This is a genomic window from Psychromonas sp. B3M02, assembly GCF_003318165.1.
Taxonomy (GTDB): domain Bacteria; phylum Pseudomonadota; class Gammaproteobacteria; order Enterobacterales; family Psychromonadaceae; genus Psychromonas.
Map to the genome: position 1 here is coordinate 1 of NZ_QOCB01000083.1, position 14,743 is coordinate 14,743.

A 14,743-nucleotide genomic window follows, 5' to 3' on the forward strand; every position below is an offset into this window, starting at 1 on the left:
GAATTAGACGCTGAGCAATTAGCGCAAATGCGCACTCTTGAAGAGATCGTGACTTATATGAACTCGGTAATGGGAGACGCTTCATCTGCTCAAGAGTCAATAATCACTTCAAACCCAGTAATCACAACAACTGATCGGGTTAGCTCAAAAGATATTGAGCAAACCATGTTAGCCGTGGTGGCTGATAAAACTGGTTATCCAACAGAGATGTTGGAATTAAGCATGGATATGGAAGCGGACTTAGGTATCGATTCTATCAAACGTGTTGAGATTCTGGGGGCAGTACAAGATAAAATCACTGACTTACCTGAGTTAGATGCCGAACAATTAGCACAAATGCGCACCCTGGAAGAGATCGTAACTTATATGAACTCTGTAATGGGGGACGTTGCACCTGCTCAACAAACAATAGTCACGTCAAACCCAGCAATCACAACAACTGATAGTGTTAGCTCAAAAGATATTGAGCAAACCATGTTAGCCGTCGTAGCTGATAAAACCGGTTATCCAACAGAGATGCTTGAGTTAAGCATGGATATGGAAGCTGACTTAGGTATCGATTCTATCAAACGTGTTGAAATTCTGGGGGCAGTACAAGATCAAATCACTGACTTACCCGAGTTAGATGCAGAGCAATTAGCACAAATGCGCACCCTGGAAGAGATCGTGACTTATATGAACTCGGTAATGGGAGACGCTGCACCTGCTCAAGAAACAATAGTCACGTCAAACCCAGTAATCACAACAACTGATCGCGTTAGCTCAAAAGATATTGAACAAACCATGTTAGCCGTGGTGGCAGACAAAACGGGTTATCCAACAGAGATGTTGGAGTTAAGTATGGATATGGAAGCAGATTTAGGTATTGATTCTATCAAACGTGTTGAAATTCTGGGAGCAGTACAAGATCAAATCACTGACTTACCCGAGTTAGATGCAGAGCAATTGTCACAAATGCGCACCTTAGAAGAGATTGTGAACTATATGCATTCTGTGGTGGGGGGCAGCACTGTTGACGAAAATACAGCGAAACCAACAACGCAAGCTATTGATTTAGAAAGTATCGAACGAACTATGCTAGCAGTAGTGGCTGATAAAACCGGTTACCCTACGGAAATGTTAGAGCTAAGCATGAATATGGAAGCTGATCTTGGTATAGATTCTATTAAACGTGTTGAGATCTTAGGTGGAGTGCAAGACCAAATCTCAGCCTTACCAGATTTAGATGCTGAACAATTAGCACAAATGTCTACCTTAGCTGAAATTGTTAATTATATGCATTCAGTGCAAGCTGAAACCTCACAAGAGGCTAATGTTAAACCCTTGACAAATGAATCCTACGCGCCATTAACAGCAAGCTTTGAGCCTGCTCCTAGTGCAACGGTGGCGATAAAAAAGCTTGCTACACTTGAATGTATTGATTCAAGTGTGCACAACCTAACGACTGGCAGTAAACAATTATTATTAGTTAATGATGGTTTAGACAGTTGTGTGTTAACCGCTAATGAATTAACCCAACTTGGTTGGCAAGTAACGGTACTCACTCCGCATTGGGTAAAAGTTAAATTAACCAAACAGTTTGCTCAACAAGTACAACTTGTAGATTTACCTGCGCTTGATGAAACCTTGCTGGTGGAAATTTTAACGGCACAAGAGTGGCAATCTGTTATCTATTTACATCCTAAAACTAATGCTCCTGGTATTAAGTTTGAGCAGTCAGCTAAACAAGGTTTACAACTGGCGTTCTTATTAGCGAAGTTATGTAAATTAAATCAATTCAATAATGAAGCCCGTTCATCATTTTTGGTGATAACACGCCAAGGTGGTGATTTTGCGACAAATAACCTTGAAGCTAAAGCTGACTTAGTACAGGGTGGACTGTCTGGCTTAGTAAAAACATTAGCACAAGAGTGGCGTCAGGTTTTTTGTCGAATTGTAGATTTACCAAGTAAATACACTACAGCTAAAGTGGCGAAGATTGTTGTGGCAGAGCTTAATGATAAAGCAACTTCACCGACAGAAATTGGTTACAACAATGATGGCCGTTTAACGTTAGTGGCAGAAAAAACCGATAGCTATCAATTAACGCTTGGTCAGTCCATTAATCAAGACTCTGTTTTTTTAGTCAGTGGCGGTGCAAAAGGGGTGACAGCACATTGTGTTATCGAACTAGCAAAGCAGTACCAATCAAAATTTATCCTGTTAGGTCGTTCACAATACCAAGCTGATGAAGCGTCTTGGTCTTTAGCTATTGACTCCGATGTTGAACTTAAAAAAGCTGCCATGCAGCATTTGATAAACAGTGGACAAAAACCTAATCCAAAATCAGTGAAGCAGTTAATTAACGCGGTATTGGCTAATCGAGAGATTAAGCAAACCTTACAAGCTATTACACAGGCTGGTGGAATCGCTGAGTACGTTGCTGCCGATGTATGTGATCAACAAGCGTTACAAGCTGCCGTTTCTCCAATCACTGCGTTATGGGGAGATATTACCGGCGTTATACATGGCGCAGGTGTATTGGCCGATAGATTCATTGAAGATAAAACATTAAGTGAGTTTGAACAGGTTTATAGCACTAAAATCGATGGATTAGCGGCATTACTTTCATGTTGTGAAATGGAAAAATTAGCACACCTAGCTATGTTTTCATCGGCGGCGGGTTTCTATGGTAACCCTGCACAATCAGATTACGCGATTGCCAATGAGATCCTAAATAAGACGGCATACCGCTTTAAGGCGCTTTATCCTAATACTCAGGTATTAAGTTTTAACTGGGGGCCTTGGGATGGCGGTATGGTTACCGCTGAATTAAAACGTATGTTTGACCAACGTGGTGTGTACATTATTCCCCTTGAGTCTGGTGCTAAGTTATTAGCGAGTGAATTAGCGGCTGCAGACAATCGTTGTGTACAGATTGTGATTGGTACTGATATGGCGGGTACAGAGGCTGAAAATAAACCTCTGCAGCTTGAAGGCCAAGTTATTAAAGTATTTAATCATCAAGAAAACCTTTTAATCTCTGACCATCAAATAGATGGACAAGGTGTTTTACCAACGGTTTGTGCCATGGCTTGGTTAAAATCAGCCTGTGAACAGCAATACCCTGATTATCAATACCAAGGGGTGAAAAAGTTTAAATTATTTAAAGGTGTGGTGTTTAATGGCGCACATGCTGAACAATTTATATTAGATACTAAATTGGTTGAGCAGTCAGCTAACGAGTTAAACGTAGAAGTATTAGTAAGCAGTACTAATGCTCAAGGTAAACCTGTTTATCATTATCAAGGTGTAGTGACCTTGATTAAACCATTAGAGAATGGCTTACCATTAGCTGAATGCCCATTGGTATTACCAGCATTGATGAATAAACAATCAAAACAAGCGGCTGAGTTATATGCTGATGGTAGCTTGTTCCATGGTCAAAGTTTACAGGGTATTCAACATATTCATCAACTCGATGAAACTGGGTTGTTATTAGAGTGTGCCATCGAAAAGTCAGCTAATCGTGACCATGCTGAATTTGACTTAACTGAAACCAATGTCGCTGCTAATGATCTGGTTTATCAGGCTTTATTAGTCTGGACGAATAAACAGTTAGGTACAGGCAGTTTGCCAACCAGTACAGAGAGTTGGGATGTGTACCGAGAAGTACAACTCGATGAGCACTTCTTTATTCAACTAACAGTCACCAAGCAACAAGGCCAAAGTGTATTTGGTGATTTACTCTTGATTGATAAAGATAACAAAGTGATCAGTAAAATAACTTCAGCAGAAGTGACCTGTAGCCCAAGCTTAACTGAACTGTTTAAGGCTAGCGCTTAAGCATGTTAGCGGTATTAGGGTTAGAGGTAAGTATTACAGGCAATAACAATCAACAGATTGATATTGATGCTTTTGACTACCATCTATACCAAGGTCAAAAGCTAACAACTGCTGTTGTCCAGCATGCAAACACTGCGATTCATGAGTTAGAGAGGTTATGTGATAAATTACTTACACATAACCATCTAACTCGAGCGCAAGTTAATTTAATACAGTGTTGCGATCTTCAAATACTGGATCTAGGGCATTTAACTGAAAAATTCGCTGAGAATACTCAATGTGAAACACTAAGTGATGCGTTTGATGTCTGCTCTCAGCAATCATCTAACGCAAGTTTAATTATCAGCATTGACGCTAGTGATTTAAATAGCTACGCCGCTATCTTAGTTGCGCCGGATAAACTTAGGCAAGATCTTGCATCGCAATTAAGTCTTTGTCATTGTTATGCGTATATTAATGCACAAAGTAGTGTGCAAAACGCATCTCCAGTGCCTGAACAAACTGACTTAATACAAAAACACCTTGCTCATTTTCGCGATGACAATGCGATCAGTAATGAGATGTTTGAGTCGATCATCTTGAATCAGTTAGATTCCAGCCTATCAGTTGATCAACATGCACTGCTTTATATAGGTTTTAATGAGACGACAGATAAACCCGAACTTAGCCAATTAGAAAAGCCTACCTTGTTAACCAGTCTTGATTGTTATCACACTGAAGATACCCAGTTTATGGCGCTATTAAGTTTGATTTCGGCTGTGCTTTGTATGGACCAACAATATCGTTTAGGTTATTCCGGTCAGTCGTTAGTTAATAAGCAACAAGAGCAAGAGTGGAATAATTCACCTTATTATCTATTAGCTGACTCAACCAGTTATTTACCACAGCAATCAAAGCAAACTAGACATCTATTGCTTAGTCTCGTAGATAAAAAGGCACATCAACTATTCGTTGTTTCAAATGTTAATACACAGGAAAAAAAGCACCTGCCTGTCGCAGCAAGCTACGGTAATGGCTTTTTAGCACAACAACCGCTTAAACCTTTTATCATTAAAAGTGCTTCTGTGGATCAACTGATAGAGCACTTAGCACATTTAAAGCAAGACTGTGAATCATCAAGGCTGAGCTTTAAATCGCTGCTTGAACAACATCTAAGTGCAAGTTATTTAACAGAAAGCAACGCTCAAAACGGATTCTATTGTGTGGTGTTATTAGCCAGTTCACTTCAGCAATTAACTGAGCAAATTAACCTAGCTTGTGTTGGCTTAGAAAAAGCGATTAACAATCAACAAGCATGGAAAACTCCACTTGGCAGTTATTGCAGTGCGCAGTTAGTTAATACAAGAACCGATAAACAACCACTGAGTTTTGTTTATCCAGGAGTTGGGGCTTTATATGTAAACATGGGCAAGGATCTACTCCGTCTTTTTCCTCACTCACATCAAGCGATGAGTGAGATGAGTCCTGATTTAGCCCATAGTTTGCAGGATAAATTGATCACTCCAAGACATATTACTACTAGTCGTGAAGTCGAACTTCAAGCTCAACACAACTTAAGAGCAAGCCTAGCAAATATTGCTGAAGCTGGCGTCAGTTATGCTTATTTATTAACGCATCTATTTCAATGTAGTTTGGCATTAAATACCACTAGTGCCGCAGGGTATAGCATGGGGGAAGTGAGTATGTTTGCAGCACTAGGGTGCTGGAAAAATCCACACTTATTAAGTGAGCGATTACGTAATAGCCCGGTATTTACAGAGCAATTAGCCGGGCCGTTAAAACGTTTGAACAGTGAATGGGGTGAAGCTAATGAAGGCAAGCAACACAACTGGGAGTCCTACCATATTAAAGCTGGGTTGATGCAGGTTAAATCGGTTATTACACATTTTCCGCGTGTTTTTATCACTATTCAAAATACCGCTGATAGTTTAGTGATTGCTGGCGACCCTAGCCAATGCCTTGCCCTAGCTCAAGCGCTAGGTGTTAGAGCTATTGCTTTGAATGTCCCTAACATCATCCATTGTGAGTTATCTCGTAGTGAATATCAGCGAATGCAATTGATGTATTCCTTGCCGGTACAACAAAAGTTAGCGTGTCAGTTATTTTCTAGCTCTTGTTACTTACCTGTGCCAATCACTGAAAAAGCGATTGCTGTGAGTATCAGTAAATGCCTCACAGAGTTTGTTGATTTTCCTCGTTTAATTAAGAATATGTATGCCACAGGGGAACGTGTTTTTATTGAAATGGGTGCAGGAAAATCATTAAGCACTTGGATTGAACGTATTTTAAAGAATAATCAGCGTAGCGTAACCTGTTTGTCAGTTAATCAGAAAAATTCGGATGATTATACTGCGATCCTCAAAAGCGTAGCGACATTAGTCAGCCTAGGTTATCCCGTGAATTTACAGCCATTTTTTAAAGGAACCTTAGTGCGTCCTGTTAATAAAATTGCTGAAACCGTATTAGTATCATAGAGAGTATTTATGGAAAACATTGCCATTGTTGGTATAGCAAATCTATTTCCAGGCTCAAGTGCGCCAGAAGAGTTTTGGCAACAATTATTAGAAAAACAAGATAATCGCACTGCCATTACTGAGCATGAGTTAGGGGTTAATCCTGACCAATACCTAGGTAAAAAAGGTGAGAATGACAAATATTACTGCTTATACGGTGGGTATATTCGTGACTTTGAGTTTAATGCACAGGAATACTTGAACGTAGAGCAAAGCGATTTTAACTCTAATGATTTATTGCAGCTAGATGATTTGCATCACTGGTCTTTATACGTCACTAAACGTGCCTTACAAGATGCAGGCTATTGGCAAGCTGAGCAATTAAAGCAATGTGGTTTGATTTTAGGGAACCTATCGTTTCCAACTAAACAATCAAACCATCTGTTTATGGAGTCTTATCGTCAGGTTGTTGAACTTGCTTTACAGCATACGATTCATCCTAATTTTGCGTTGAGTGCCTTTGCTGAGCAACAAAAAGTTAACCCTCACAATGCCTTAGTCGCAGGATATCCTGCTGCGTTATTAGCGCAAGTGAATGGCTTAGGTGGTCAATACTTCGCATTGGATGCAGCCTGTGCATCATCTTGTTATAGCGTTAAACTTGCTTGTGACCATTTGCATTCAGGTAAAGCAGATATGATGTTAGCAGGTGCTGTTTCTGCAGCGGATTCATTATTTGTGAATATGGGCTTTTCTATTTTCCAAGCCTTCCCAGAAAACAACCGACACGCTCCATTTGATAAAGACTCTCAGGGGTTATTTGCTGCACAAGGTGCTGGTATGATGGTGCTTAAGCGACATAGTGATGCTATACGTGACGGCGACAAGATCCATGCTGTAATTAAAGGTGGTGCACTGACTAACGATGGTAAAGGTGAGTTTGTATTAAGTCCCAATAGCAAAGGTCAAGTGCTTGCCTATCAAGAGGCTTATCATAATGCACAGGTTGATCCTAAACAGGTTGATTATATTGAATGTCATGCAACGGGCACACCTAAAGGTGACAAGGTTGAATTAAGCTCCATGGAGCAGTTTTTCAGCGAATATCAACATAAGCCATTATTAGGATCGGCTAAATCTAACTTAGGTCATCTGCTAACAGCTGCTGGCATGCCAGGTATGACAAAAGCGATTTATGCGTTAAATAATGGTCAAATACCTGCGACCATTAATGTTGATAACGCGATCAGCACCCAACAAGGTTATTTCTCAGCGGCACAAATTCCAACGGAAACGATTAATTGGCCAGAGTCGGAGCAACAAAGAACAGCGGGTGTGAGTGTGTTTGGCTTTGGTGGAAGTAATGCCCATCTAGTATTACAACCTGGAAACAGTGAATATGTTGAAAACACCCAGGCAATTAATCAAGTAAGAAAACTGGCCATTGTTGGCATGGATTGTCATTTTGGGAAACTTGATAGCATGTTAGCTTATCAACAGGCCATTAATAATAAACAACACTGTTTCAGTGCCTTACCAACACATCGCTGGCAAGGTATTGAGCAACAAACTTCGGTGCTTAATAACCTTGGTTTGAACTGTGCGCCTAAAGGTAACTATATCAGCGAATTTGATATCGATTTTTTACGATTCAAAATCCCACCCAATGAACAAGATAGTTTAATTGCGCAACAGCTGTTAATGATGAAAGTGGCTGATAATGCAGCAAGGGACGCAGGCTTAAAAGCGGGCGGTAAAGTCGCGGTACTTGTTGCCATGGGCTTAGAGTTGGATCTTCATCAATATCGTGGCCGTGTGAATTTAGCTACGCAAATTGAAAACAGCCTAGTGGAAATGGGTATTGAGTTAAGTGAACAACAACAGGCTCAATTAATTGATATCAGTAAACAAAGTATTAATGACCCAGCACAGCTAAACCAATATACCAGTTTTATCGGTAATATTATGGCGTCACGTATCTCCGCTTTATGGGACTTTAGTGGGCCTGCTTTTACGGTTTCAAGTGAAGAAAACTCAGTTTATAAATGTATTGATATAGCAGATAATTTATTAAAAAGCTCAGACCTTGAAGGTGTGATCATCGCCAGTGTCGATTTAGCCGGTAGCTTTGAAAATATTAGCCTACGCCAACAGTTTTTACCTGTCTCAGAGCAGGCGCAAGTTGCAGCAACACCAGACCAACAAATACAGTGGTTAGTGGGTGAAGGTGCAGGTGCATTTGTGGTTAAGGCAGATAATAAAGTTAAATCTGAGCAGGTTTACGGCAATATAGAAGCTTGCTTGTTTGCTAACCAAACTGAACTTGTTCACCAAATAAAACTGATCTCATCAACATTACAATCTGCCAACCTGAATGCGCATGATATTAGTCAGGTTGAGAGCTTTGCGGTGGGCAGTAAACAACAATTAAGCGTTGAGCAAGCGAGTTTGCAACAGGTTTACCCAGACGCTAAATTGGTCTCTTCTAAACAGTATGTTGGTCATTGTTATAACGCGTCTGGTATGGCGAGCTTATTATCTAGTGTTATTGCTCTGCACAATACACAGATTCAACCGACAAGTAAGCAAGCGAATCAATATGTTGCTGTCCATGGTTTAGGTCAGGATATGAGTGTGGCACATCTCATTTTATCCAATGTGCATTCACAGAAAGCGATCGCTGCATTACCACAGGCAACCACTAAACTTAGCTTAATCAAAACCGTGACTTTGGGTGGAAAATCCATCTTTAACGCAATCCACGAACTAAAAGAGGATGCGAAGTTAGAGACTGTTCAACAAAGCTTTAATAAGCATTTTACAGATACAAGAACACCTGTGAGTGAGCCATTAAATAGATCAGAGATTGCGCAACATAGCGCAGTAAATCACAGCCCTGTAACAGATAATAGACAAGAAGCGGCAATGAATAAAAAACACATGACGCAGCAAGCTGAGCAAGTAACTTACACTCAGGTAAGTGAGCAAATTACCCAGCAACATCAAACGCATCAAGCCTTTTTACGCCAGCGTTTTATGGCTGAAAAACAGATAGCGACCTTGATCAAGTTACAATCTGAGTTGGCCTTAGGCAATACTCAGGAAGTGAGCTTGGATGAATCCGTTGCAAATAAAGATCTGCAATTAAATACCTTAAATACAAATGCTAATAAACAGTCACAAATGCAGCCAACACCACAGCAGCCGGGGTTAATTGAGATTAAAGGGCAAAGTGGTTATCACTATTCACCTTTACAATTAACTGAGCAATACAATCAACCGGAACAGTTGATCTTCGATACTGCACAATTGGTAGAGTTTGCAGAAGGGGAGATTGGTAATGTATTTGGGGAGCAATACCGCGTCATTGATAGCTACTCAAGACGTGTGCGTTTACCTACTACCGATTACTTACTAGTGAGCCGTGTGACTGATTTGCAGGCAAGCACTCATCAATATAAAAAGTCATCAATGACTACAGAGTATGACATTCCAATGGATGCGCCTTTTTTGATTGATGGGCAAATACCTTGGTCTGTGTCTGTAGAGTCAGGGCAATGTGATTTAATGCTTATCTCTTATATTGGTATCGACTTTCAAAACAAAGGCGAGCGAGTTTATCGTCTGTTGGATTGTGAGTTAACCTTCCTAGAAGAGATGGCCTTTGGCGGCGAAACATTACGTTATGAGATCCATATTGATTCCTATGCTAAAAATGGCGAGCAGTTGTTATTTTTCTTTCATTACGATTGTTATGTTGGCGACAAAAAAGTACTCATTATGCGTAATGGCTGTGCTGGTTTCTTTACCGATGAAGAGTTAGCAGATGGTAAAGGGGTCATTAGCACTGCCAATGATCAAGCGCAATTAGATAAAGCACAAAAGAGCTGTTTTACGCCCTTAATTAATAACCAACAAACACAATATAATTACCAAGATATGTTAAAACTGGTTGATGGTGATATTGCAGGCTGTTTTGGTCAAAATTATGATCAACAGGGTAGAAACCCTTCATTGAAGTTTTCCTCTGAAAAATTCTTGATGATTGAACGGGTGACTAAAATAGATCCCCAAGGTGGGCATTGGGGACTGGGGTTATTAGAAGGTCAAAAAACCTTAGCACCAGATCATTGGTACTTCCCATGTCATTTTAAAGATGATCAAGTGATGGCCGGATCTTTAATGTCTGAAGGTTGTGGGCAAATGGCGATGTTCTTTATGCTGTGGTTAGGCATGAATAGTGAAGTCAATAATGCGCGTTTCCAACCTATGCCTGGTGAAGCACAAACCGTGCGTTGTCGTGGTCAAGTTCGTCCACAACATAATACCTTAACTTATCGTATGGAAGTGACCGCAATAGGTATGTCACCACGTCCATTTATTAAAGCTAATATTGATATTATCTTAGATGGCAAAGTAGTGGTTGATTTCAAAAACCTATGTGTAGAGATTAAAGAGCAAGACCAAAATAGCCCATTCCCTGTGACCTTACCTGAGTCTGTACAACAACTTAAAGCAAATGCAGGTAATTGCGTGGTATCACACAGTGATGTTGGGTTGTTAGATGAGCGAGGGATTAATCCTTTTGCTCATATTAAACGTCCATTAATGCGTGTTGAGTCTGATTTGAGTGCACCGACAAATAAAGGTGTTGTTCCAATCAAGCACTTTCCTGCCCCATTTGTTGAACAACAGAATCGTATACCCGATACCACACCTTTTACCCCTTGGCACCTATTTGAATTTGCGACGGGTGATATTAGTCAGTGTTTTGGACCTGATTTTTCTGTCTACCAAGGCCGTACTCCACCTCGTACACCTTGTGGAGACCTGCAGGTAGTGACGCAGGTGACGGAAGTGCAAGGGCAACGTATGGATTTTAAAACACCATCAAGTTGTGTCGCAGAATACGTCGTACCGGAAGATGCTTGGTACTTCACTAAAAACAGTGCTAAAAACTGGATGCCATACTCGTTATTAATGGAAATTGCATTACAACCTAATGGCTTCATCTCTGCTTACATGGGGACAACCTTAAAATATCCAGAAAAAGATCTGTATTTCCGTAATTTAGATGGCCATGGCGAGATAGTTAACAGCATCGATTTACGTGGTAAAACCATTGTTAATAAATCGGTATTATTATCAACCAGTATGGCTGGTGGTGCGATTATTCAAAGTTTTAGTTTTGAATTAAGCGTAGCAGGGCAATGTATCTATCGTGGTGGCGCGGTATTTGGTTACTTCAGTGCCGATTCATTAACTAATCAATTGGGTATTGATAACGGGCAAATCACAGCGCCTTGGTTTGTTACACATAACACACCGGCGACGCAGTTAACTCAGTTAGATTTAACCAATAAAGCGTTGAATTTATTTGCTGTGGATCCCGCTAAACCAGCTTATCGTTTAGCAGGTGGTCAACTTAACTTTGTTGATCAAGTGACCATAGTAGAAGGTGGAGGCGATCATCAACTGGCTTATGTTTATGGACAACGTACCATAGACGCCAGTGATTGGTTCTTCCGTTACCATTTCCACCAAGATCCGGTGATGCCTGGCTCATTAGGTGTAGAAGCGATTATTGAATTATTACAATGTTATGCATTAAAAAATGATTTAGGGCAGCAGTTTACTAACCCTCGTTTTATTGCGCCTGAAACAAAAGTCGCTTGGAAATACCGTGGGCAAATAACCCCGCTAAATAAACAAATGAGTTTAGATATTCATATTAAAGAGATTATTAAGAATGAGTCGGAAGTGCGCATTATAGGTGATGCTAACTTATCCAAAGATGGATTACGTATTTATCAAGTTGAAGATATCGTGTTGAGTATTATAGAGGCGTAAAGAGACAGTTATGACACAAGCAACTAAAACCCCATTATTAGAAGCTAATGCCAACACCATTGATTGGAACTGGGCAGTGGCAGAAAATAGCTTACAAAATAAACAAGAAACTATTAAAGCCGCATTATTAGCGGTGGATAAACCACTGTACCTTGCACAAACAGAGCAAGGAGTGGGTGTTTGCCATCAACTAAGTAATGCTAATCAACAAACAAACGCTAAGACGGTGATCGGCTTTGCACAAGCTTTAACGCCTCAACAATTAGGCAGTGAACAATTTAAGCAAGCACACGGTGTTAAGTATGCTTACCATGGTGGAGCAATGGCCAATGGTATTGCTTCTGTCGAGTTAGTTATTGCATTGGGTAAAGCGGGCATGTTGTGCTCATTCGGTGCAGCAGGTTTAGTCCCTGATGTTATTGAAGAGTCTATTAAACGTATTCAAAAAGCATTACCTAATGGTCCTTTTGCCGTAAATTTGATCCATGCACCCAGTGAAGAAGCATTAGAATCTGGCGCGGTAGAGCGCTTTTTAAAGTTAGGAGTCAAAACAGTAGAGGCGTCGGCTTTCTTAGCGTTAACTCAGCATATTGTTCATTATCGTGTTGCAGGTTTATCACAAAACCCCGATGGTACGGTGAACATTAGCAATAAAGTGATTGCAAAGGTTTCGCGTACGGAAGTGGCTGAGCGCTTTATGTCACCACCGCCACAGAAGTTTTTAGATAAGTTACTGGCAGCCGGTAAGATCACGCCTCTGCAAGCTGAATTGGCTTTAACAGTACCGATGGCCGATGATATAACCGCTGAAGCAGATTCTGGTGGGCATACAGATAACCGCCCATTTTTAACACTATTACCAACCATCATTAAACAACGCGACCAATTACAAGCTAAGTTTAATTATAAGGTTCCATTGCGTGTAGGAGCTGGTGGTGGGATCGGTACGCCTGAATCAGCCATTGCTGCATTTAATATGGGCGCTGCTTATATTGTCTTAGGGTCTGTAAATCAAGCTTGTGTTGAGGCTGGTGCTTCTGAACATACACGTAAACTATTATCTAATATTGAAATGGCTGATGTGACTATGGCGCCCGCTGCAGATATGTTTGAAATGGGTGTTAAGCTACAAGTGGTAAAACGTGGATCTATGTTTGCGATGCGAGCCAACAAGTTATATGAGCTGTATAGCCAGTATCCAAGTATTGAAGCGATCCCAAGTGTTGAGCGTGAAAAAATAGAAAAGCAGATCTTCCGTCAGAACTTGGATCAAGTTTGGCAAACCACCATTGCGTTTTTTCATGAACGCGATCCTGCAATGTTAGCCAGAGCGAAAAATGATCCCAAACGTAAAATGGCATTAATTTTCCGTTGGTATCTCGGGCTTTCATCACGTTGGTCTAACATAGGCGAAGTGGGTCGAGAGATGGATTATCAGATTTGGGCTGGACCAAGCTTAGGCGCATTTAATAGCTGGGTTAAACAGACCTATTTAGCCGATTATCAAGAGCGTAAAGCAGTTGATGTTGCCTTACACTTACTCACTGGTGCAGTGTACCTTGCTCGTATTAATCAACTGAAATTGCAAGGCATTAACATCCATAGTAGTTTACTAAATTATCAACCTAATACTTCATTGCTAACATAAGGCATAAAATGAGCGCAAAAAAACAGAACAATCCACTCTTTGGTTTAAAGCTAGAAGTGTTACTTACTGAGTTGTCCGAGCACTATACATGGCCGGGATTAAGCGAAGCCTTATGTATTGATCGATTTAATTTCCATACGGGGATGAAATCGACTTGCAAGTTTTTACGTAACAATCAATGGGCGAGAGAGAAAGTAGAGATGTTTTATCTTTATGAATTTAAGGCTTATCCATATCCTGAGCCTAAAATCTTAGCTAAACAACCTCGTGATCATAATTTACCAGAGGATGCCGTCAGTGGTGAGCCTGCCGTGGTTACCGATGCCTTGATTGACCGCGTTGATATTGCCTGTAAGCACCGTGTTTATGAGAAAAAAGCGGTGGTGACCAGCGAGCCTGCTTACGACCCAAGTGACCCTTGGGGCATTAATAAAAAATAGTTAGGAAAAATAATGCAAGACTGGCAGTTTCAATTGTTTTCAGAATTAAGCGCACACCGTTTATACCAAATTTTAAAATTAAGACAGGATGTATTTGTATTGGAGCAAACCTGTTTATACCCGGATTTAGATGAACTAGACCAGCAATCAGCACATGTCTCATTAATTGATGAAGAGGATGATAGTTTGTTAGCCTATTGTCGCGTACTGCCCGCTGGGGTTGTTTATGATGATGTTGCAATAGGGCGTGTGGTTGTCAATAAGCAGGCGAGAAACAAAGGTTTTGCTAAGCAGTTAATGATAAAAGCAATCAACTTTGTTGAGCATGAGATGCAAGCGCCGGCCATCACTATTTCAGCGCAAAGTCATCTAAAAGCTTTTTATCAGTCACTGGGGTTTGTAGTTATATCAGCTCCTTATGATGAAGATGGCATAGAGCATATTACGATGCGATTAATTTTTACTTAATACACCTTAACCAATAACAATTTAACTAATATAATTGCCTGTAATACCAATTGTATTAA

The 14,743-nt window shown here is 40.5% G+C and carries 6 protein-coding genes; all 6 read left to right on the forward strand.

Features of this window, described 5'->3' with window-relative positions; all coding sequences use genetic code 11:
* The coding region (locus DS885_RS09390; protein WP_113819181.1) for an SDR family NAD(P)-dependent oxidoreductase at positions 1–3,825 on the forward strand (3,825 nt) is incomplete at its 5' end.
* 2 nt (positions 3,826–3,827) lie between these two features.
* Positions 3,828–6,299: a PfaB family protein gene (locus tag DS885_RS09395; RefSeq protein WP_113819182.1), complete on the forward strand. Its 2,472-nt coding sequence runs from the start codon at positions 3,828–3,830 to the stop codon at positions 6,297–6,299.
* Positions 6,300–6,308: 9 nt separating this feature from the next.
* Entirely contained in the window at positions 6,309–12,128 is a 5,820-nt protein-coding gene (locus tag DS885_RS09400) for a hotdog fold thioesterase (RefSeq protein ID WP_113819183.1), read from the forward strand.
* 10 nt (positions 12,129–12,138) lie between these two features.
* The gene (locus DS885_RS09405; protein ID WP_113819184.1) at positions 12,139–13,776 is read left to right on the forward strand and encodes a PfaD family polyunsaturated fatty acid/polyketide biosynthesis protein; all 1,638 of its coding nucleotides are present in this window, start codon (positions 12,139–12,141) and stop codon (positions 13,774–13,776) included.
* A gap of 8 nt (positions 13,777–13,784) precedes the next feature.
* The gene (locus DS885_RS09410) at positions 13,785–14,216 is read left to right on the forward strand and encodes a VF530 family protein (RefSeq protein ID WP_113819185.1); all 432 of its coding nucleotides are present in this window, start codon (positions 13,785–13,787) and stop codon (positions 14,214–14,216) included.
* Between the two features lie 12 nt (positions 14,217–14,228).
* On the forward strand, positions 14,229–14,684 hold the full coding sequence (locus DS885_RS09415) for a GNAT family N-acetyltransferase (RefSeq protein ID WP_113819186.1): 456 nt from the start codon (positions 14,229–14,231) through the stop codon (positions 14,682–14,684).
* Positions 14,685–14,743: the final 59 nt, after the last annotated feature.

Coding starts and splice junctions, on each gene's coding strand:
- DS885_RS09395 (WP_113819182.1), top strand. CDS start 3,828: ATGTTAGCGGTATTAGGGTTAGAGGTAAGTATTACAGGCAATAACAAT.
- DS885_RS09400 (WP_113819183.1), top strand. CDS start 6,309: ATGGAAAACATTGCCATTGTTGGTATAGCAAATCTATTTCCAGGCTCA.
- DS885_RS09405 (WP_113819184.1), top strand. CDS start 12,139: ATGACACAAGCAACTAAAACCCCATTATTAGAAGCTAATGCCAACACC.
- DS885_RS09410 (WP_113819185.1), top strand. CDS start 13,785: ATGAGCGCAAAAAAACAGAACAATCCACTCTTTGGTTTAAAGCTAGAA.
- DS885_RS09415 (WP_113819186.1), top strand. CDS start 14,229: ATGCAAGACTGGCAGTTTCAATTGTTTTCAGAATTAAGCGCACACCGT.